The following is a 19,389-nucleotide window of genomic DNA, read 5'->3' on the forward strand; positions in this document are numbered from 1 at the left end:
ATTGTCCAAAGAGCAATCCGGCGCCGACCGCTTCCGGCGCGGTGTCAGAGACACAGCGCCTTTTCGAGTCCCGGCAATGCCTCGAACAGATCGGCGACCAGACCGTAGTCGGCAACCTGGAAGATCGGCGCCTCCTCGTCCTTGTTGATGGCGACGATCACCTTGGAATCCTTCATGCCGGCCAGATGCTGGATCGCCCCGGAGATGCCGGAGAGTTTCGCTGCCTGTTCGGCCGCAGTGTGGGCGCCAGCGCCGGCGACGAGGATGTGCACGTCGCTTCCCGTTCCCTTGGCAATCTGGGTCGCCGCCGTCAGCGTCTTGGCGGTCTGGTCGGATAGATGGTTGCTGTCATGATCAGCCAGAAGAAGAATGGCCATGTTGCGCTTGACGATAGAGATCATCTCCGGCGCGAAGTTGTGCTCGTCCATCGTCGCCCTACGCGGAGTGAAGCCTGCAGCCCCAGCGCGATCTCCGTCTGCATGTCCGCCAGCTTCCTCTGGAAGAGCTGAGTGCCAGCCAGCGGCTTGCCAAATTGAACGCGATCCAGTCCATATTGCCGCGAACGCAGCCAGCAATCCTCGGCAGCGCCGAGCGCGCCCCAGGAAAAGCCATAACGGGCGCGGCTCAGGCAGCCGAGCGGCCCCTTGAGACCCGAAATGTTCGGCAGCAGGACGTCCTCGCCGACCTCGACGCCGTCCATCACGATCTCGCCTGTGATAGAGGCTGCAGCAACAGCTTGCCGCCGATTTTTGGCGCCGACAGGCCTTTCATACCCTTTTTGAGGATGAAACCGCGGATCTACCCGCCATGGGCTTCCGACTTCGCCCAGACGACAAAGACATCGGCGATTGGCGCATCGGAGATCCACATCTTGGAGCCGCGCAGGCGATACCCGCCCTCAATTTTCTCGGCGCGGGTCTTCGTGCCGCCGGGATCGGAGCCGGCATCCGGTTTGGTCAGGCCGAAGCAGCCGATCAATTCACCGGACACGAGGCCCGGTAGATATTTGTCTCGCTGTTCTTCCGAGCCATAGGCATAGATCGGATAGATCTCATGCAGAATCTGGAGCAGCAGCTTGGCCGACCGCTTTTCGAGCGACACAGGCAGAAGCTCATTCCGACGGAAGCAGCCCATGCCTACGGGCGGGATGAGCCGCGCGCTCGATCTCATCCAGCGGGGCAGCATGGCATTCGCCGCCAACCCAGGCGGCGGCACCCTGTCGCTGGCTATCCTGCCGGCTTTCGGTACGCGATGGCTGGCGCCGCGGTTGGGCGCATTCCTGGTCAAGCATCCACTGAAATAATCGAAGGGCGCCTGGCACCGGTCCTGAAGAGATCGGTGCCGGGCTCCGGATCGTACTGGCTCGTCTGGCCGCAATCGCGGGCCAATTACCCGCCGCTCGAAGCCTTCCGCGCCTGGCTTACTGCGGAGATTGCAGCGATTGAAAGCTGACAATCGGCTTTAAGGAAGCGGTCTCGGCGGCTTTAAGTCCGGCGCTTGATGAGCTGGAAGTGGCTCGCTTGGCTTAGAACATCGACAACGCCGCTCTGGGCGGTTGAGACTTTATGGCTTAAGGCCGTTGGAGTGGCAGCTTGAGCAATTCAATTGCTACGCAGACGTCGATGATGGAAGCCGGCACGCAGAAGGCGGACAGAATCTGACGGACAACTTTTTCAGGATAATCCTCTTCCTGCTCCTCCCGGAGGAGCGTTGTCATCGATGCGAGCACGGTTCCAATCATCATGTCCCGCCCGATTGTGACGCTTTGCACTTGGAATTCACCTGAGCTGACGCCCTCTTGAACAGAGGCCGTTGCGTATTGAAACGTATCCGTACCGAAAATAGGCCCAACACCAGACAGATTCACCATCGCCCAGCCCCAGGAACGATCCTGACGCGCGCGATGCAGGTAATAGCGGATGGCCAGCGCGACACGCATTGCACAATTGGGAAGTGTTTGCATGAGTTCCTGCACCGCAATATTGAACTCATGGCTCATCTCGTAGGTGAGCACCTCGAAGAGTTCGTCGATGTCGGAAAAATAGTTATAAAAGGTCCCCCGCGAAACGACGGCGGCTAGACACACTTCTTCAATACGCGTCGACCGTCCGTGTGGCCGGCCGAGCAGGTCAAAGGCTGCCGAGAGAATGGTCGCTCGGGTACGAGCACGCTTCTCCTTACCGATCTGAACGCGCCGTTCGGGGCTTATTTTTTGCGCCATGCCTAAATAGATTCCCACTCACTGCAGCGGACCTAGGCCGGTCATGTCACGAAACCATTTTCAAGACAATGCAGGTAGTTTTACCTATTAACCAGCACTCCAAGGCGGAAAAGCATTGGCTGAACAATGCCTCGTCGGCCAACGGAAGACCAGCAGCCGATGCCCTATGTCGGGATCAACCTGCGCGCCATTTTCATGCGAAGACTACGGTTTTGAGACCATTTCGCATGACACGGGTTTCAAGATGCATTTTGACGGCCCAAGCCAAGACCCGGCTTTCAATATCGCGACCGGTCGCGACAAGGTCCTCCACGCTCATGGCATGGTGCACCCGCTCCACCTGCTGTTCTATAATCGGCCCTTCGTCCAGATCTGGCGTTACGTAATGTGCTGTGGCACCAATCTGTTTGACACCTCTTTCAAAGGCCTGATGATACGGCTTGGCGCCCTTGAAGCTTGGTAGGAACGAGTGATGGATATTAATGATCTTTCCGAACAGACGACTTGAAAGCTCTATTGACAGAACCTGCATGTAACGCGCGAGAACGATCAGGTCCGATTGCGTCTCGCTTATCAGCTTCAAGAGTTTTTCCTCCTGTTGAAGCTTCGTCTCTTTGCTCACCGGCAGATAATGAAATGGAATGCCTTCACGTTCTGCGGCATCGCGGCAGTCCTGATGATTTGAGACAATTGCCGCGACTTCTGCATTCAACCATCCGACCCGGATTTGATAGAGCAGATGCAAGAGCGCGTGATCGAATTTGGAAACCATGATGATGACTCGCGGTTTGCACGCGGCATCGTTCAGCTCGAGTTTCATGGAATATCGCTCGATTGGCGATTTCAGGGAGCGTCTGACCACCTCTTCCGTAACATCCAATGGAGCCGAAAAAGCGATGCGCATGAAAAAGGAGTTGGAGTACCGATCCTAGAATTGATTGGAATCGGAAATATTAGCGCCGAGGGCGGCAAGTTCAGCGGTAACTGCCGAAACAATTCCGGGCATATCCTGACAAGATAGAGCCAGCACATAGTTTACCCGTGCAGACGATGTGTTCATCACATAGAGCCCTGCGTTATCTTTGATTTGACGGAAAATCGCGGATCCACTCGGCCGTTTTCCCAACGCCGCCAAATGGATAGAAATGCAAGCGCACTGTGCCGAGCGCGGCGGGAGCGAGCCTTCTTATCAACTCGCTCACAAACACGTCGGGACCGGCCGTATTTAGCAGCTTCCCAATTGAAAGCCCATATTTTGTCATGACCTTAGCGGACGCTCCCACGCCGCAGATCGTTGCGAAACGCAACAGGGTTTTCACACTGGCGGGACCCGGAACACCAATGCGTATGGGAGCTGTTATGCCCAGCTTGCGAATGCGTTCGATCCACCCGATGACGGGTTCGGCATCGAAAGAAAACTGGGTCGTTATGTCATATTCCAGTCCAGCGGCTGTAAGGAGGTCATGTTTTTCCCGCAGCACGTCGAAAAGCATCGGGCTATTGATCTTGGGGTGGCCTTCGGGATATCCGGCGATGCCGATTTTCCTGATGCCGTACTTTGACAATAATCCTGAGCGGATAAGGGCCAAAGAGTCCCCATATGGCCCCATGGGCACGTCAGGATCTCCGGCCACCACAAACAGGCTGTGGACGTCCGCCTCCCTGATAAATCGCGCCAATAGAGCATCAAGCTCCGCAGTTGAGAGGATGCGTCTGGCGGAAATGTGCGGTACCGGCTGAAACCCTAATCGTCTCGCAGTGACCGCTGCGGCAACTCGTGCGTCGTGGCTTTCACCGGGAATAGAAGCAATTGACACACTTGTCGCGGGCGCCAACAGGTGGCTCGCGCCTTGCAGCGCGGCAGTATCCTTCCCGGTGATCTCGATGGAAAAACTGTCAAATAGCGTAGCATGCGGTAGCGCCTCGGGTTCCCCAACTGAGGCTTCCGCTATCTCTACATTTTGCATCATGCAGTGGCTCTCCTTAGCGGTTTTCGGGAAAATGCCGATCCTCACAGGCTTGATACGCCGGGATCGCGCAAGAAAATTGCTCACGACCGTCCGCCGCTGCCCGGCAAAGGTCGGCCGGGCAGCGATGCCATTCGTCACGGAGCTTGGTTCATTAGAAAAGCGACATCAGAGATCACTGATGGCGGGTCTTTATAACCTTATCAAAATACGGAGCCGGTGCGACCGTGGCGCGAATTTCCCGATGCTGGTTCTTGCCGACGGGCAGGCGCTGGGAATTCGGCTCCCCCCAAAGCACAGTAAGTTCCGTGCCGGGCTCCGCATGCTCAAGCTCGACGAGAGCTAGTGAAATGAGCCGGTTGGCATTGGCAGAAAATGCAAGCCACTGCGAAATGCCTGCATGTTTGCCGCCCCTCATGACGGCATCCGATTGAAAGGTCGCATACATAGGATTTGGCATTTTCATGAACATGCCACCGTTGTTAGGATCGGTCAGCGACGAATTCATGCACGCCATGACGTCGTCGTTGTTCCACTCGAGAGTTACCTTGGTGCGTTTCGGATGAGCAAGCCGAGCTCGCAGGGCTTCCTTTCCGATAAAATCGTGGTCAAAGTCGATTAGCGACCGATAGCCGACTTCGACCGGATCGACGTAGTAATCCTCGATGTTGTCGGAGAGGAAGCTGCCGCCAAGTGAGCCGACCGACTCCAAGAAATACTGGTTCAGCCATTCGCGATAGGGCTTCATTTCGGGGCTATGATAGATGGCCGGAAGGGGCATCGGCATCCAGCCGGATTCCTGAGCCGTGGTCGAATAGGCCATCGCTCCGATCTTGCGCATTCCGTATTTTTGCCCGACTTCGTCAAGCGCGGCGCGAACGTCCTGCTGAATATCCCATGGTCCGTATATCTCGAATCCAGGCTCTCCGGCCATGCCGTGGCGCAGTGCGCGAACCGTGTGGCCGGCGATCTGGAATTCGCCAATGCTAAAGAACTTAATGTCCGGCAGCGTGCCGTTCGACACTTCACGTACCAAGGCTAGCGCGTTCGGCCCCTGGACTTGGATGCGGAAAACATCGCGCGTCCCCGAACGGACCGAGAAGTTGTCATCCCGTACCGCGGTGACGTTCATTTCAGTGATTTCAGCATTGTACTGGATCCAGTCGCTGGCAAATGGTGCGCCGACGATACGCAGGAATTCCTCTTCCTCCCGGAAGACAATCGCGTCGCCGATCATGTAGCCATCGTGGCCAACCAGCACCAACTGCTTGCCGCGCAACACTGGGAAGGGATTGAGCTTATTGGTCGCCAGCGTCGAAAGAAATTTAACCCCATCTGGTCCACGAAGATGCAGTTCCGTCATATGATAGGAGAGCTCGAGCAGAGCTACGCTATCCTTCCAAGACCTTACCTCGTCACGCCAGTTTGTAAATTCCGCTGGGATAACGGGGAACGTGTAAGGCCCAATGTTGGACCCACGAAGTAATTTTACCGGTCCTCCGGCATGATTGACAATGGACTCCAAGCTCTGAAGTCCCGTGCTCGATGCAATGTTCATGTGTAACTCCTCCCTTGTTGAAAAATAATCGCTGGCATTCCAAGTGAGCGCCTGGCTTATACAGCCATTCATTCCGTGCTGGATTTGGTCTGCCGTGCTGCAGCGATAGCCGGCCTCCTCAAGCCGTCTTTGCAGCTCCGCGTTCTTTGACCGGGTAGTCCTTTACGCGCTCGACCTCTCCGCCTCCAAGAGTATTGAGCATCGAATTGTACATTTTGTCAATTTGATATTTTGATCAATTTGTAAGTGCTCTGAACGAAATGGTGGCGCCACTACAGATGACGTGGTTCCCGACGTGGACCGGATCGAGAATGAGAGAGGAAAAGGCCCGACAATGCGAAGGGCTAGTAACGCCAACGCCGGAAGAGCCAGCGCTTATGGACCATGGGTCATTGGCAGCGGCGGCGGAAGTCGTTGACATTAGCCAGTCCACTCTATCGCGGATATTGATTTGCACTGAGGGGTTGGATGCCTCCTCCACTGTTGGTGACGCAACGCATCACCATCTTGGCAAACTAAGATGCCGGCGGGAGGGGCATCCAACCCATCAGTGCAAATCAACAGGCAAGGCGCTCAAAAGCGCCTTCACCGCCGGGGATTTCATTGCGAAATCTCGGCTCTTGCCGAAACCATCGATGAGTTCAAATAGGCGTATGCCGTGTAGCGCCCAAGTTGAAGCGCTTCTTGATCCGATCGACGGGTGTCCCATCCAGGAGCGGAACGTCGATGAGCCTGCCATAGTCCTCAAAATCCATCTTCGTGTAATAGGCAAGACCGCTAACATTGTCAGCTGAGGGTACAGACTGCCCTGTCCTCAGGTGTAGCCTTCCCTCTCCCTTGACCCGATCGATTGCCAATTCGCTTCAACATAGAGTTCGCCACGTGGCTCGTAGCCGACACGTCTCGTTCACGCAAAATAGGAGCGCATCATGTCGCAGGCAGAAACAAAACCCCGCACGATTGGTCAGCAGGAAACAAAGATGAGATTGGATAACGCATCTCAACCCGTCAAAACGGGCCCCGATGATCTGGTTCCGTCGCGCTATGCGGTGCGGATCGGCGAGATTGACGTACTGGTGGTCAGCGACGGGGTGCTACCGCTCCCGACCACGATGCTGGGACATAATGCCGAGGCGGCCGACCGCGCGGCCTGGCTGAACGATATGTTCCTGCCGCCGGACGCTTTCGACTGGTCGCTGAACGTAGTCCTGGTACGCAGCGGTGGGAAGACCATCCTCATCGACGCCGGGCTCGGGTTGGATCCGAACTTGAACCTGCCGCGGGCTGGTCAGTTGATCAAGCGATTGGAGTCCGCCGGTATCGATCTTGCATCCGTGACTGACGTGGTGCTGACCCATATGCATATGGACCACATCGGCGGCCTCCTCGTCGAGGGGGTGAAGGATCGCCTGCGTCCGGACCTGCGAATCCACGTGGCTACCGCCGAGGTCAAGTTTTGGGAGGCGCCCGACTTCAGCCATGTCGCCATGCCGCCAGGCTTTCCGGACGCGCTTCGGGCAACGGCAAAGCGCTTCGCAGAAGAGTACCGCAGCCATTTCCGGCTGTTTGATGATGAATACGAGGTGGCACCAGGGGTGATCGTCCATCGCACCGGCGGCCACACCCCCGGCCACAGTGTAGTCCGCCTGGCATCCGGCGGAGATCGGCTGACATTTGCCGGCGACGCCGTATTCGCGGTCGGCTTCGAACATCCCGACTGGTACAACGGCTTCGAACATGACCCCGAAGAGGCCGCCCGCGTCCGCGTCCGTCTTTTGACAGAGCTGGCGGCGACCGGCGAACAGTTGGTGGCTACACACCTGCCATTCCCGTCCGTCGGCCGGGTGGCGGTCGATGGCGATCACTTTCGTTGGGTGCCGGTCTTCTGGGACTACTGACCGCTTGCCGGGTTGAGGCCATACTAGACGGCCACATGCGTTTGAACATGCGGCGATCGCTGCCTTGTAGAGATCGCCGCTACCTTCGCCAGCTTCGGCTTCGGCGACCCAACAATAGGGTCGCCTTCGGAGAGCAAAGCGTACATTCAGCAAACTCGCGTCAGCCGGCAGTTCTTGCCCAGAGCGCACGCACCTCCTGCATCAAAAGAAGAGATTCCTCCCATCGGTCCGTGGTGTCCTCGCCATCCCTTCCCGTGATCGCATAGGGCTTCGGTCCTAACTCGCAGGTGAAAGTGAGGACATCGTCGCTGCCTGCGCGTTTTCGCCAGCTACTGAAGCCGTATTCCCACCAGCCGAGAAAAAGATCGACCCAGGGCCGATGATGCGGAAAGGAGATTTCGATCTGGACCTGCTCACGCGAGGCGACCCGGCCGTGGAAGGCCCAGGAATTATCGAGTATCCGGCGGATGAGCGCATGGTTTTCGTCGGATACCGGCCAGGCGAATTCCCGGCCGACGAGAAAATGAGAGACATCCCCCAAAAGCGGCAAATCCGGAAAGCGATCGAGCAGATCGAGCGTGAAGAATAGATCGGTCGTCATACGGTCGCGGTGTGTCTCGATGAGGACATCGATGCCGGCCTCCTCGCCCAACCGCTGCCAGCCCTCAAGCAAGGGAAGGCAATCCTCCAGGCGCCGTAACCGCACGTCGGGCTGCAGGCAGAGGTGATGCACATTGCATTCGGAGGCGATCTCAAGCACCGGCTTCAGGTCGTCGATAGTCTTCGGAAAGCATTGCCCTTCAGCCTGCAAACCATGATGCCTGAGCAGGCCGGCAACCCGGCGGACAACGTCGCGATCGGACCAATGGGCACTGATGCCGTCGAAGCCAGCCGCTGCGATCTTGTCCAAATTCTCTTCGAGGGAGAGCTCCGGATATTTCGCGCTGCGTCGCTCCATGGCCCAAAGCGACTGGAATATGAGCATGTCCTGCATGGCGCCTCCCCTCCATGGGCTGCACAGATCACGAATTCCATGCCTTTGCGAGACCGTCCGGTGATGGGTTTTGATCATAGCGATATTTCATTGCAAAGCGGATGTGCTTGCGCGCGGCGAGCCTTGAGGTTTTTTCATCAAAATACTCTCGGACGTTAACAGGCGCTGTCGGTAACTTTTTCCAGCGACTGATTGGGTCGTTGTTTCCTGGGAGGAGAACATGCTGAAATTTCTTGGCGCAAGTGCGCTGGTGCTCGTGCTGTCGTCGCGAGCCTATGCCGCCGATCGGATCGGCGTTTCGATGGGCTATCTGACGACCAATTTTCAAACCCTGATCGCCAACGGCATGCAGGACTACGCCAAGACCAAAGGCATCGATCTGCAGGTGGAAGACGCCGCCAACGACGTCAACAAGCAGTTGGATCAGGTGCGAAACTTCGCGGCCGGCGGCGTCTCGGCCATCATCGTTGATCCTGTGGATTCCGACGGCACACCGGCAATGAGCAAGATCGCAGAAGCGGCAGGCATTCCGCTGATCTATGTCAATATACAGCCGACCGATTTGACGAGCCTTGGCAAGAAGCAGGCCTTCGTGGGATCGAACGAAACAGAATCTGGAACGCTGCAGACCAAGGAAGTCTGTCGCATGCTGGGTGGAAAGGGCGACATCGTCATCATGATCGGCGACCTCACCAGCCAAGCCGCCCGACAGAGGACTGCGGACGTGCATGACGTCTTGAAGTCCGGTGAGTGCGGCGGCATCAAGGTCCTTCGCGAGCAGGTCGGCAACTGGAGCCGTGTCGACGGCGCCGACCTTGTTTCGAACTGGCTGACCAGCGGCCTGAAATTCGATGCCGTGATCGCCAACAATGACGAGATGGCGCTTGGCGCGATTGCCGCGATCAAGAACGCCGGCGGCTCAACGGACAAGACCCTCGTTGCGGGCATCGACGCCACGCCCGACGCTCTTCAGGCGATGAAGGCCGGCGACCTCAAGGTCACCGTGTTCCAGGATGCCAAGGCGCAGGGTCGAGGCGCTGTCGACACCGCGGTGAAGGCTATCAAGGGTGACCAGATCGACAGGGAAGTCTGGATCCCTTTCAAGCTGGTGACGAACCAGAACATGGTCCAGTTCGAGCATCTCAACTGAGCTGAACCTGACGACATTCTATCAGTGGCAACGCTAGGGTGACGCACATGGGGAGGCCGGCGGCCTCCCTTCTCACCCGCCGCCACCTGATAGAGCAAAGTCCTCACGGTTGGTCTGAGTAATTTTCATCAAAACTCTGCTGTCGTTTCGAACCGGCGTCGGTGAGACTGATCGCATGCATTCCGGAAATTGGGAGGAACACGATGGATGACACGCTCTACGGCACGCGCGACAAACGAGGGGACTGGAAGCCCAACAAGCTTCTCAAATATCCTCCTGTCTTCATCTGGCCGGCCCAGCCGGCCGCCTTCCTGAAATGGTTCTTTGGATATCCGGGCTATCTCATGCCCTGGAACGCCGTCTATGCTGTCGTCGCAACGCTGCTGTGGTTCTATGCGACACCCTCGATGGAGACGATGAAGACCCTTGAGCCGGGCTGGATCGCCTATCTTCTCGCGCGCAATGCCACCCTCGTCTTCCTGTTCTTCGGTGCGTTTCATTTGCGGCTTTACATGCAGAAGAAGCAGGGCACGAGTTTCAAATATAACGGCAAGTGGCCGTCCAAAAACAATTCGGCATTTCTCTTCAGCAATCAGACCATCGACAATGTGATCTGGACATTCGCAAGCGCGGTCCCGCTTTGGACTGCCTTCGAAGTCCTGACCCTATGGGCTTTCGCGAACGGCATCATTCCCTATGTCGATTTCGCCGAACATCCGGTTTACTGCACTGTGATCATGCTTTTGATCCCGGCATTCCGCGACCTGCATTTCTATCTGGTCCATCGCCTCATTCACTGGCCGCCGCTCTATCATGCCGTTCACAAGCTGCATCATAACAATGGCAACCCCGGCCCGTGGTCTGGCCTTGCGATGCACCCCGTAGAGCATCTGCTGTATTTCTCGGGCGCGCTCATCCATTGGATCGTACCCTCCAATCCGATCCATGCCCTCTTCCATCTGACCCATGCAGCCCTCGCGCCAGCCCCTGGCCATGCGGGCTTCGATAAGATCGTGATCGCAGACGATGCCGCCATCGACACCCACGCCTACGACCACTACCTGCATCACAAGTTCTTCGAGTGCAATTACGCCGACGGTGTCATCCCGCTCGACAAGTGGTTCGGCACGTTCCATGACGGCTCGAAAGAGGCCGAAGACCGCATGAACAGACGCTTTATGGAGCGGGCACGAAAATACGCCGAAAAGCAAGCGCGCAGCTCTGAAACCCCGAGCTAGCTTAAGGCCCAAGCCCGCGTCCGGGCTTGCTGGCGCGCCATGCTTCATAGGCGCAATTTGGTTCTCCCCCCGCCCGAGCGGCCTGTTGACGGCGGGACATGCCGGAGCCTGCGATCCCTCCTTCGCAGGCTCCGCCTTGGCCGTTCAGGCTGGCGGCGAAAAATGCCCGATATTTTCCATAAATAGCACCGCCACCAATCAGATTCACCCGCGTTCGGGTCGCCACACGCACCATGGGCAGGGCGTTCACCCAAAGGTCCATCGATAATAACAGGTACTTTGTCGGCCCCGTTGTCGAGTAATTAAGTTACTATACTATGTGCTGGGCTGTGCGCCTGTTGGAAGGGCGCAGACAGTCTCCAGAAGCTCAACTGTCATTGCCTGCGCCTCTGCCGGAATCTCAGAGAAGCTCTCGCGGTACAGTAGCTTCTTCATGATGGCCTCCGCGAACTGCGGGTTCATCTGGCGAGCGACGTTCAGAGCCTTCTCGCATCCATCTCTAAAGGGTGACAGGGTCTTGACGACATAGTCTGTTCCGAGGGCCTTCACCACGCAGGCGAGATCGAACATGTCACGTGGCTGCATAGACGCCCCGCGATAATATATCTTCTTTGCGATAATTTCCGCGGGAGTTTCGAGCAGGACGTCTCGCCCGCGCACCCGTGCCTCTATCGTTGGGTTATCGGTCAAACTTGGGGCGCAGATAAAGTCGAGCTCGCCGACACCTTCGAAGACGATCTTTAATGCTCTCGATCCGTCGGATTCCTATCCGTCCGGGCTGATATCGAGTTCATATCCCTGTGTCTGCGGATTGAGATACGGCAAAAGTTGCGGATCTTGAACGAAGATGTCGACGTCAAAGCTTTCGCGGTGATCGATCTGGAGCATCAGCGCCGTACCGCCCCCAAAGGTCCAACTGTCGATTAAGTTGAATTCGCGGTTTGCTTGGTCGATGATGCTGGTGGCCTGGTCAAAGAGATCGGCCCATTTGCTTTCAGCGTATTTAATCAACTATGCCACCCGCGCCAGAGGCAGCGTATAACCAGCGAGTACCGAGAACTTCCGGGCAAGATCGGAGGCTATCACTCGATCGATATGCATTTCGTCCAGAAACAAGTTTTGCAGGCCCTCATCCACTTCTGAAAAGAAGGAGAAGGCCGACGGATCGAAATAGTCGGCGCTGGCAGGATCTGAAATCTTTGATGCCAACTGCTCAGCCGAAAGCGCCGTCCCATAAGGGGCGTTGACAGTGGATAGAACCTTTACTGCAACAATCGACATCTTCCACACTACCGAACTTCCCTCTAACGAATGTAGCGTCGTAGTGCTTGAGAAACAAGGATCGCTGGTGGACACGTAGGGGGAACGATTGAACTACATTCTCAACGAACCCTGTTGATAGCGTTTTCGGCTTTGTCAAAGAGAGCGGTAGTTCATCTTCCAGAGATCGTGACTTCAATCCTGGGCAGTGCGCGCTATTTGACTACGATATTTTCCGCCGTATACGTCAGGAACGGAACCGGATCCCGGCTAACAGGCACGTCGATGACACCCAATCTCGAAAGAACGGTGTCCAATGCGCGTCTCGCCTGGGTTTCCGGAGCTTGATCCAAAACAAGCGTCATCAGCCCTGAAACGATGAAGCGGCGCGTTTCGTCGTTGAGTTCATGTGTGATCCAGATGAACTCCCTCTTTTCCTGCTGCTGATAGCGCTGAAGAACCGATCCAACACCGAGATTGGCGCCGCCGGCATTGTAGATGCCGGCGATATCCGTCCCGCGACGTAACGCCTGTCTCAGCAATTCGGCGGATCTCACATCGTCATCCAGGCCGAATATAACCTCCGAAAACTGATGCGCCGGGTTGCCGTGGGCGGCGAGGTAATCGGAAAAACCGCGAATGCGCTCCTTATGAATTTGATAGGCCCAGCTATGACAGATGGCGACGATGCTTCCCGCCGCCGGTCGAAGCATTCGGGACATATAGAAGCCCGCGGTTCGTCCGGCCGCGTAATTATCGATGCCCACGAACACATCGTCCCTGCCGGACGTGTAGGAAACGATCTGGACGACTTCTATGCCGGCACTACGGGCGTGATCAAGGCTCTGCCTGATTTTCGGATGGTCGAGGCCGACAACAATCAGGGCGTGGCGGCGGATAGCGCTGTTGGATATATGGGCGGCAAACTTCTCGGGATCGTTCTCCTCGACGAAGGTTCTGTGAACGGCAATCGAGCTGTCCAATGAGGCGGCAATCCGTTCAAATGCGCGATTGAGCCTGCTGAAGAACGGCGACTCAGGTCTCACAAGGATGACCTCGATGCGGATCGTTCCGCGATAGAGATTCGGGATCACCCCTTTATATCCCAGCCGCTTGGCGGCCAGCACCACCTTCTCTGCCGTCTGGGGCTTGACCCCTCCTCGCTCATTAAGAACGCGCTCGACGGTTGCAATGCCGACGCCTGCGGCGGCCGCAATATCGACCAAGCGAGCTTTCTTCATTCTGTTTCTCCCCTGATCAAAAATGATCATAATCGGCGTGGAATGTGAAGCGCTATTTCGCGCATGGTCGATGTTGCTCGGGGAGGAAAAGCTGAGCGAGATCAAGGCTCAAGGACAGCGCCCCTGAGTCCCAGCGCGACGCTCCTCCCGCAAGACAACATCTTTTGCGCTTGGTGGCGAGCCGCCGGCGGGCAATAGCGAGGAGACGATAAATGACGACATGGATCGACGCGTGTGCACCCGACGATATCGATCAGGAGGACGTCCTCCGGTTTGATCACGCCGGACGAACATTCGCGATCTACCGAAGCCCGGATGACGAATATTTCGCGACCGACGGGCTGTGCACCCATGAAAAGATTCACCTGTCCGACGGGCTTGTCATGGATGACATTATCGAGTGTCCAAAACACAATGGACGCTTCAGCTACAAGACGGGAGAGGCTCGTGGTGCGCCGGTATGCATCAATCTGAGAACCTATGCGGTCAAGCTGGAAGGCGATCGCATCATGATCGAAATCGGCGCATGAGCGGCGATGCGGGCATCGTCATCGTCAGCGCGGTGAACGCGGCGCCCGCGTCGCGCTAAGCTTGCGAGAACGGCTGCCGTCATCGCATCACGGTCAGGCCGTGTATTGTTTTCGTATTGCTCGCGGGTCCCGATGGATTCTCGCGAAAACAGTGCCAAAATATGATTGCGCTGTTGGAAACATCAAATTGAACTAGATGTTTTCTTTCATCTCGACGCTATCTTCGGTTGCCATCGCGGATCTCCTTTTCGGCTGTGCGATGAACGTCATCGTGGAGCGTGCAAGGCCGTCACTAATCCTTTTGCCCGAGGTGACGAGCCGATTCATTCTACTTTAGGTGAAATTGTTCTGCAGATTGTGAAGCATTAGCGTGCGGCGTTAGGTCCGCGCCTCCACCTTCAATCAGGTGGCGATCGCGCCAAGGCCGATCCGCAGTGCCGCCAGGGGACGGAAAGGTGATTGCGGCTACTACCATAAGGACATTGCTCGAACGTTGGGGGCGAAAATGTTTGCGGGTCCAGAGGTGTTTCAGCACGGCTTTGACGTGTGCGTTGTGGGCGCAGGTCCGGTCGGTATTGCCGCTGCGCTGGAATTGAGCAGACGCGGCATGCGAACGCTGCTTATCGAAGCCGGCCCGAAACAATCGAAACGGCCCGAACGAAACGAAACAGGTTTCGATATAGACGACGACATCTATCACGCTGCGGACCAGGTTACCTCGGCCACCGGACTTGGCGGCACGTCCGAACGATGGGGTGGGCAATGCGTTGAGCTGGACGATATAGACTTCGAAGCAAGGGATTATGTCGCACACTCCGGCTGGCCTATTGCTCACGAAAAGATTTCCCCGTTCTATCAGCGCGCGCGGTCTCTTTTGAGTAGCAACGTCACCGGCGAGCGATCGGACCCGGACTCGGAGACTGATTTTCCGGCATCCCGGGAAAGCTGGACACGCATACGCAACACAGCGAAGGCTAACAGGGCTGAGCTCACCTCTTCGCAGAACCTCTTCGTCATCCTGGACGCGAGGGTCAAAGCTCTGGGGTTCGACCCCGTGCAAGGACGACTACATTCCATATCGATTGGCTGCCGCGGTGGCTCGTACAAGGTATGCGCTGAGCATTATGTGCTGGCCTGCGGCGGCAGGGGCAATACCCGGCTGCTGCTGAACCTTCAGGTCGCGTATCCGCAATTGTTCGGCGGAAGCGACGGGCCGCTCGGGCGCTTCTACATGGGACACCTCGCCGGACAGATCGCGCAGATCGAATTCACCACCAAGGAGCATGCCGAACGGTATCTTTTTAAGCGCACATCCACCGGAACCTTCGTGTGTAACCGGTTTCAACCTGGCCCCAAATTGCAACGGACACTCAAACTGCCGAATATCGCCTTTTGGCCGACGAACCGGAGGGCCGCTTTCGGTGAGGCCGACGCAGCGCTCTCGCTGCTATATCTCTGGAACAGTAAGAAGGCGGTCGTCCACAAAGCGACGTGGGGCGAGGCCGATCGATCCCGTTACTATAACGTGCTGCAGAATGTCCTGCGCCATCCGATTGGCGCGACCTTTTCCGCGTTGGAGTTGCTTCGCCAAAAATACGGCGTCGCTGAGCCATATCTTGTGCTCCGCAGACCTGACCTCAAATACGGGCTTCGCTACCACGGGGAGCAAATTCCAAGCAGTTCAAACCGCGCCTTCCTCAAGCCCGAGCAAGATGCGGATGGCCAGTTCAAGCTCGAGGTCTCGTTCCGATATTTACCTCAGGATATCAGCGGCACGCTCAACGCGCATCTTGCCCTTGATCGATGGCTCAAGGAGCGCAAAATAGGCAAGCTGATCTTCGACACAGCACCCGAACACCTTGAAGAGCATATCGATGCCCAAGCCAAGGACGGCTACCATCAGATCGGCTTGACCAAGATGGGCGTCGACCGCAAGCACGCCGTCGTCAATCACAACTGTCGCATCATCGACATCGACAACCTCTATGTCGCCGGAAGCTGCATTTTTCCCACGTCCGGACAAGCTAACCCCACGCTTCCAGCCGTCGCCTTCGCCGTCAGGCTCGCTGACCATCTCGTTACCGAGATCCGCCGTCAAAGCACGCCGGCGGCTTTGACGATGAGCAGCCGCCTGGAGCCCAAAGTGGCATCGTCTCTAAGCGTCCCGCGAAGCATTTGCTGACAGGGCTGCCAAGGACATGAAGTTGAGCGAGATGCTGATCGCAAAGTCGATCACGCCGCCAAGCTGGGTTCCGGCCGCCGCACGAACCTGAAATCTCTAGCGCCAAAGAACCGTATAACGGCTGCTATTCCTTAGTGATCAATCGCAGGTACGGCGCTCCAGTCCTGGAATGGGTCGTTCTCCTCTCAGACCCGCTCGAAGTCGGTGAAAGCGGCTGATATGATCACCACCTCCTTGTTCGGCTGCTGAGCCGGCTCGCGCGGCTAGCCGTAGCGAATACCCCCCTGATCTTCATCCAATTTTCGCACAAATATCCGGAATCTGCACAAAAGTGGAAGCATTCCGGAAGAGAGCCAGCCAGGAGACACGCTCCTCAAGCTCCCGTTAAGCTTTTAGAAGCTTGCTGGATCGCGTTTGGCGCCGGCAAGCCGCTCAACAACCAGTCAGGATTGGTAACAGCCTAACTGGTTTGAGGTGGCCGTAGGCGTCCCACTTTCTTGCTCAACCACGGATGCGGGCAAACTGGATAGCAGAATGCAAAGTCTCACAATAAAGCTTCGCGCCACTGTCGTCTTGCTGCTAGTCGCCTTCGCCCAGGCTGTCGCTCTCGCCCACCATCCCATCCCCAATTTCGAAGACGTCGCACTGATCGGTACGCTGGGTATGGGCATCGCAGTGATCTTAGCAACGCTCGTCAACAGCACGCAATTATCTGAAAGCCCAACCCCTGTTCATCGTGCGGATGCGGGGGATCCTGCGTTACCGACAGCAGCGATCATGCCTGAAGTGGGAACGGTAGCAGGAATGCCCCCACGGGCCGACAAGGAGGGAACGGATACCGCTTCATCCGTCAACGGAGAGAGCGCCTTTGCCGTCGACATTGAAACGATCACCACGGCGGTTATTGAAGGTGATCTTACCGCTCGCATGGCTGAGGGTTACGACGATCCCAACCTCGACCGCATAGCAATTGCCGTTAACAGAATGGTCTGGACGATAGAAGAGGGCGTGCTTGAGATCAATCGAGTAACCGAGGCGCTGGCCAATGGCGATTTATCGGCATCCATGCGCGGCCAGCTTCGAGGTTCCATTGGACAAATTCAAAGAAACGTCAATCTCGCAATGGCAACGATCCGATCCACACTCAAAGTCGCCGGAGCAGCGCAATTCGAGCAAAGCGCCTCCCGAGCCGCAAGGATGATTGCTCGTTTCAAGCGGCGAGCTGCGTTACCAAAGATTGCTGTTAGCGACGGCTCGTCAATGCCAGTAGCTTCGCCGGCGCGCGCACTCCGCCGTAAAGTCATGCGAGCTTTTGGGGAACCTGCGAACGCGGTCTTGCGCGCACCAAAAGACTCCTCGAAGCGGCTTAACGGACATTGTGAGGTTGCGGATGTACTAGCTCGTCCACGCAAAGCAACTGGCGCACTCGATGAGATTTAACCGAGAAGCGCTCGTCTGAGGCCTGCGACCTAGGATCGTTCTCTCAAGGATCTTGCCGACGATCTCGGCAGTCATCTCGGCGCGACGGGGTCTTGTGAACACAGGCGCTTTCGGAAAAGCCTGCTAGTGGCGCCTATGATGCCCCTGATAAGGACCGGTGTTTCACGCAATTGGGAAGCAACTGCCATCTGACTTTGGTCGGTTGCCATCTCCTGGACACCGAGTTGGCGGGAGAGCTGTAAGATGCTCTTGCTCTGGACCGAGGTCATGTAGAACCGCAGTCCACGCAGTACGAACGAGCCCATCTTACGAAAGATTAAGACCGACTCCGTTGTCGCCAGGCATTCGCGGTAGCGTCCTAAGTGTCCCGCCGGCTTTCCGTGGGATGAGCTTCCTAAGCGTGACTGTGGGCAGTTCGTCGTCGCGGAACGGTTCCTCTCCGTATCGGATGGCACTGCGTGCGATGATTTCTATAGCATCGTCAGGCAGTGCTAGGATGCCGCGCAGCACGAAGTTCCGTCGTTTCGCCTTGTGGCGCCATAATTCTGACCAGGCCTGCGCAAGTTCACTAGTGCGGCCGGCGTGTCCGATGGCCCTTACCAGTTCGGCAGCCTGCATGCGGTCCTTGGTGTCTTTGCCCGCTTCACCCGATAGGCCTTGCATCTGGCTGATGGCCACCTTGTGAAGCGCATAGCGGACCGGATCGGGCACCACAACAGCCACACCATCTTCGTATAAGAGCGCTGACCGGATCGGGTTCCTGATGAGGAACTCCATCAGGTCGAGCGGTTGAAGCGCCGTGCCGGGCATGATCGGGATCGCTACTGGCACTCTACGGTCCCGGTCTGAATTCTTGTGAGCCGTCAGAAGGTCGACTTTGTAGTTGCTGGCGTTCTCATAGCGCGTCGGCCCAGCGTTCGGATAACTCGGATTGAGCCTCGGTGTGAACGATTCATCAACGGATTTGAGAATATCCTGAAAGTCTTCCAGCTTTTGGCCGGTGTGGCCCACGTGAAGCGCGATTTCGCGATCGTGGGCAAGATCGATGTCCTGCGTGCGATGGAGCTCGCCACTCAGCTTGACACCGAGGATGCCGCCGTAGGCCTGGTATGCCACGGAGCCAACGAGAACCGCACCGGCTTGAAACAAGCCGGCTCTCTGGAATGCCCGTGTGAGTTTCCCTTCCATGGGATCGGGTGCCGGAAGGCCCGACCGACGCAGCATGGAAGCTGTCTCCTTTTGAAGTTTATGACGCGCGTGTTCGTGACCATGGCGTTCGACTAGCGCGTCTACATCAGTGTCGCCGACTAATCCGGCGTAGCTCGTTCGTCGGCCACTAGGCGCGGTCGAGTCGCGCATGACGTGATACCAATACTCCTTTCCTCCGCGCCTCAGCTTGTGAAAGGTCCCTTTCGCAGGAAAGCGGGCGTTGAATGCTTCTTCATGTGCCCTTTCAACGAGATCGGCGAACGCGATAGTTAACGAGGGAGCTAGAGGTTGCATGTTGTTCCTTGCTAGTCATTTGCCATACGTTTAGCAAGCTTATTGCTAGACTTCTGGCAAATGTTTAGCAAGTTGAATCATGTTACCCGCCCGGAATAACCGCCTCACTTTCCGAACGGGTTCTCACCGACAGCGCCGATCTTGGATCTCTAATGGCCGGCAGCGTCGCTCCTCTACCGGCTTTCCGTTCCTTGCTGACCTTGAAGG

The 19,389-nt window shown here is 56.8% G+C and carries 15 protein-coding genes and 5 pseudogenes; 7 read left to right on the forward strand and 13 right to left on the reverse strand.

The annotated features are described in order from the left end of the window. Positions 1-44 precede the first annotated feature (44 nt). Both NXC24_RS35985 and NXC24_RS30260 read right to left on the reverse strand, forming a co-directional pair. Positions 45-209, reverse strand: a pseudogene (locus tag NXC24_RS35985) (electron transfer flavoprotein subunit alpha/FixB family protein); the annotation flags it as partial. A 168-nt stretch (positions 210-377) separates the two neighbouring features. Beyond that, positions 378-1,050 (reverse strand): annotated as a pseudogene (locus NXC24_RS30260) (acyl-CoA dehydrogenase family protein); the annotation flags it as partial. On the opposite strand from NXC24_RS30260, the pseudogene NXC24_RS30265 reads away from it, so the two are divergent. Beyond that, positions 1,051-1,452: pseudogene (locus tag NXC24_RS30265) on the forward strand (LysR family transcriptional regulator); the annotation flags it as partial. A 118-nt stretch (positions 1,453-1,570) separates the two neighbouring features. Here the strand turns inward: NXC24_RS30265 and NXC24_RS30270 are convergent. From NXC24_RS30270 to NXC24_RS35990, 5 genes and pseudogenes are all read right to left on the reverse strand, one after another. Continuing rightward, positions 1,571-2,221 carry a TetR/AcrR family transcriptional regulator gene (locus NXC24_RS30270; RefSeq protein WP_104827029.1) on the reverse strand — a complete coding sequence of 217 codons (651 nt, stop codon included), beginning with the start codon at positions 2,219-2,221 and terminating at the stop codon, positions 1,571-1,573. A 193-nt stretch (positions 2,222-2,414) separates the two neighbouring features. Beyond that, positions 2,415-3,281 (reverse strand): annotated as a pseudogene (gene purU / locus NXC24_RS30275) (formyltetrahydrofolate deformylase). A 16-nt stretch (positions 3,282-3,297) separates the two neighbouring features. Beyond that, a complete protein-coding gene (locus tag NXC24_RS30280; RefSeq protein WP_245464078.1) occupies positions 3,298-4,191 on the reverse strand; it encodes a methylenetetrahydrofolate reductase in 894 nt (297 codons plus the stop codon). A 172-nt stretch (positions 4,192-4,363) separates the two neighbouring features. Continuing rightward, complete coding sequence (locus NXC24_RS30285) at positions 4,364-5,746, reverse strand: aminomethyltransferase family protein (protein WP_104827030.1); 1,383 nt, start codon at positions 5,744-5,746, stop codon at positions 4,364-4,366. Positions 5,747-6,387: 641 nt separating this feature from the next. Further along, positions 6,388-6,537 (reverse strand): annotated as a pseudogene (locus NXC24_RS35990) (GNAT family N-acetyltransferase); the annotation flags it as partial. Positions 6,538-6,675: 138 nt separating this feature from the next. Here NXC24_RS35990 and NXC24_RS30295 point away from each other — a divergent pair. Continuing rightward, a complete protein-coding gene (locus NXC24_RS30295; RefSeq protein WP_104827031.1) occupies positions 6,676-7,644 on the forward strand; it encodes an MBL fold metallo-hydrolase in 969 nt (322 codons plus the stop codon). Positions 7,645-7,804: 160 nt separating this feature from the next. On the opposite strand, the gene NXC24_RS30300 is transcribed toward NXC24_RS30295, so the two are convergent. Beyond that, positions 7,805-8,638: a TIM barrel protein gene (locus tag NXC24_RS30300; protein ID WP_104827032.1), complete on the reverse strand. Its 834-nt coding sequence runs from the start codon at positions 8,636-8,638 to the stop codon at positions 7,805-7,807. A gap of 220 nt (positions 8,639-8,858) precedes the next feature. Between NXC24_RS30300 and NXC24_RS30305 the strand changes: the two genes are divergently transcribed. Both NXC24_RS30305 and NXC24_RS30310 read left to right on the forward strand, forming a co-directional pair. Beyond that, the gene (locus tag NXC24_RS30305) at positions 8,859-9,788 is read left to right on the forward strand and encodes a sugar ABC transporter substrate-binding protein (protein WP_104827033.1); all 930 of its coding nucleotides are present in this window, start codon (positions 8,859-8,861) and stop codon (positions 9,786-9,788) included. A 203-nt stretch (positions 9,789-9,991) separates the two neighbouring features. Beyond that, entirely contained in the window at positions 9,992-11,026 is a 1,035-nt protein-coding gene (locus tag NXC24_RS30310) for a sterol desaturase family protein (RefSeq protein ID WP_104827034.1), read from the forward strand. Positions 11,027-11,341: 315 nt separating this feature from the next. On the opposite strand, the gene NXC24_RS35995 is transcribed toward NXC24_RS30310, so the two are convergent. From NXC24_RS35995 to NXC24_RS30325, 4 genes are all read right to left on the reverse strand, one after another. Further along, positions 11,342-11,611 (reverse strand): hypothetical protein, encoded by a 270-nt coding sequence (locus NXC24_RS35995; protein ID WP_245464079.1) that lies wholly within the window; start codon positions 11,609-11,611, stop codon positions 11,342-11,344. Between the two features lie 180 nt (positions 11,612-11,791). After that, positions 11,792-12,037 (reverse strand): nucleotidyl transferase AbiEii/AbiGii toxin family protein, encoded by a 246-nt coding sequence (locus NXC24_RS36000; RefSeq protein WP_245464080.1) that lies wholly within the window; start codon positions 12,035-12,037, stop codon positions 11,792-11,794. Beyond that, positions 12,038-12,307, reverse strand: coding sequence for a hypothetical protein (locus NXC24_RS30320; RefSeq protein WP_104827035.1), 270 nt, complete (start codon positions 12,305-12,307; stop codon positions 12,038-12,040). Positions 12,308-12,501: 194 nt separating this feature from the next. Next, positions 12,502-13,527, reverse strand: coding sequence for a LacI family DNA-binding transcriptional regulator (locus NXC24_RS30325; RefSeq protein WP_104827036.1), 1,026 nt, complete (start codon positions 13,525-13,527; stop codon positions 12,502-12,504). A 212-nt stretch (positions 13,528-13,739) separates the two neighbouring features. Between NXC24_RS30325 and NXC24_RS30330 the strand changes: the two genes are divergently transcribed. From NXC24_RS30330 to NXC24_RS30340, 3 genes are all read left to right on the forward strand, one after another. Next, complete coding sequence (locus tag NXC24_RS30330; protein ID WP_104827037.1) at positions 13,740-14,057, forward strand: MocE family 2Fe-2S type ferredoxin; 318 nt, start codon at positions 13,740-13,742, stop codon at positions 14,055-14,057. A gap of 505 nt (positions 14,058-14,562) precedes the next feature. Beyond that, positions 14,563-16,239: an FAD-dependent oxidoreductase gene (locus NXC24_RS30335; RefSeq protein ID WP_104827038.1), complete on the forward strand. Its 1,677-nt coding sequence runs from the start codon at positions 14,563-14,565 to the stop codon at positions 16,237-16,239. A gap of 534 nt (positions 16,240-16,773) precedes the next feature. Next, complete coding sequence (locus NXC24_RS30340; protein ID WP_104827039.1) at positions 16,774-17,679, forward strand: hypothetical protein; 906 nt, start codon at positions 16,774-16,776, stop codon at positions 17,677-17,679. Positions 17,680-17,985: 306 nt separating this feature from the next. Here the strand turns inward: NXC24_RS30340 and NXC24_RS30350 are convergent, their stop codons facing one another. Further along, entirely contained in the window at positions 17,986-19,182 is a 1,197-nt protein-coding gene (locus tag NXC24_RS30350) for a GSU2403 family nucleotidyltransferase fold protein (RefSeq protein WP_104827041.1), read from the reverse strand. Between the last annotated feature and the right edge of the window lie 207 nt (positions 19,183-19,389).

Origin of the sequence: Rhizobium sp. NXC24, assembly GCF_002944315.1 — a bacterium.
GTDB lineage: Bacteria > Pseudomonadota > Alphaproteobacteria > Rhizobiales > Rhizobiaceae > Rhizobium.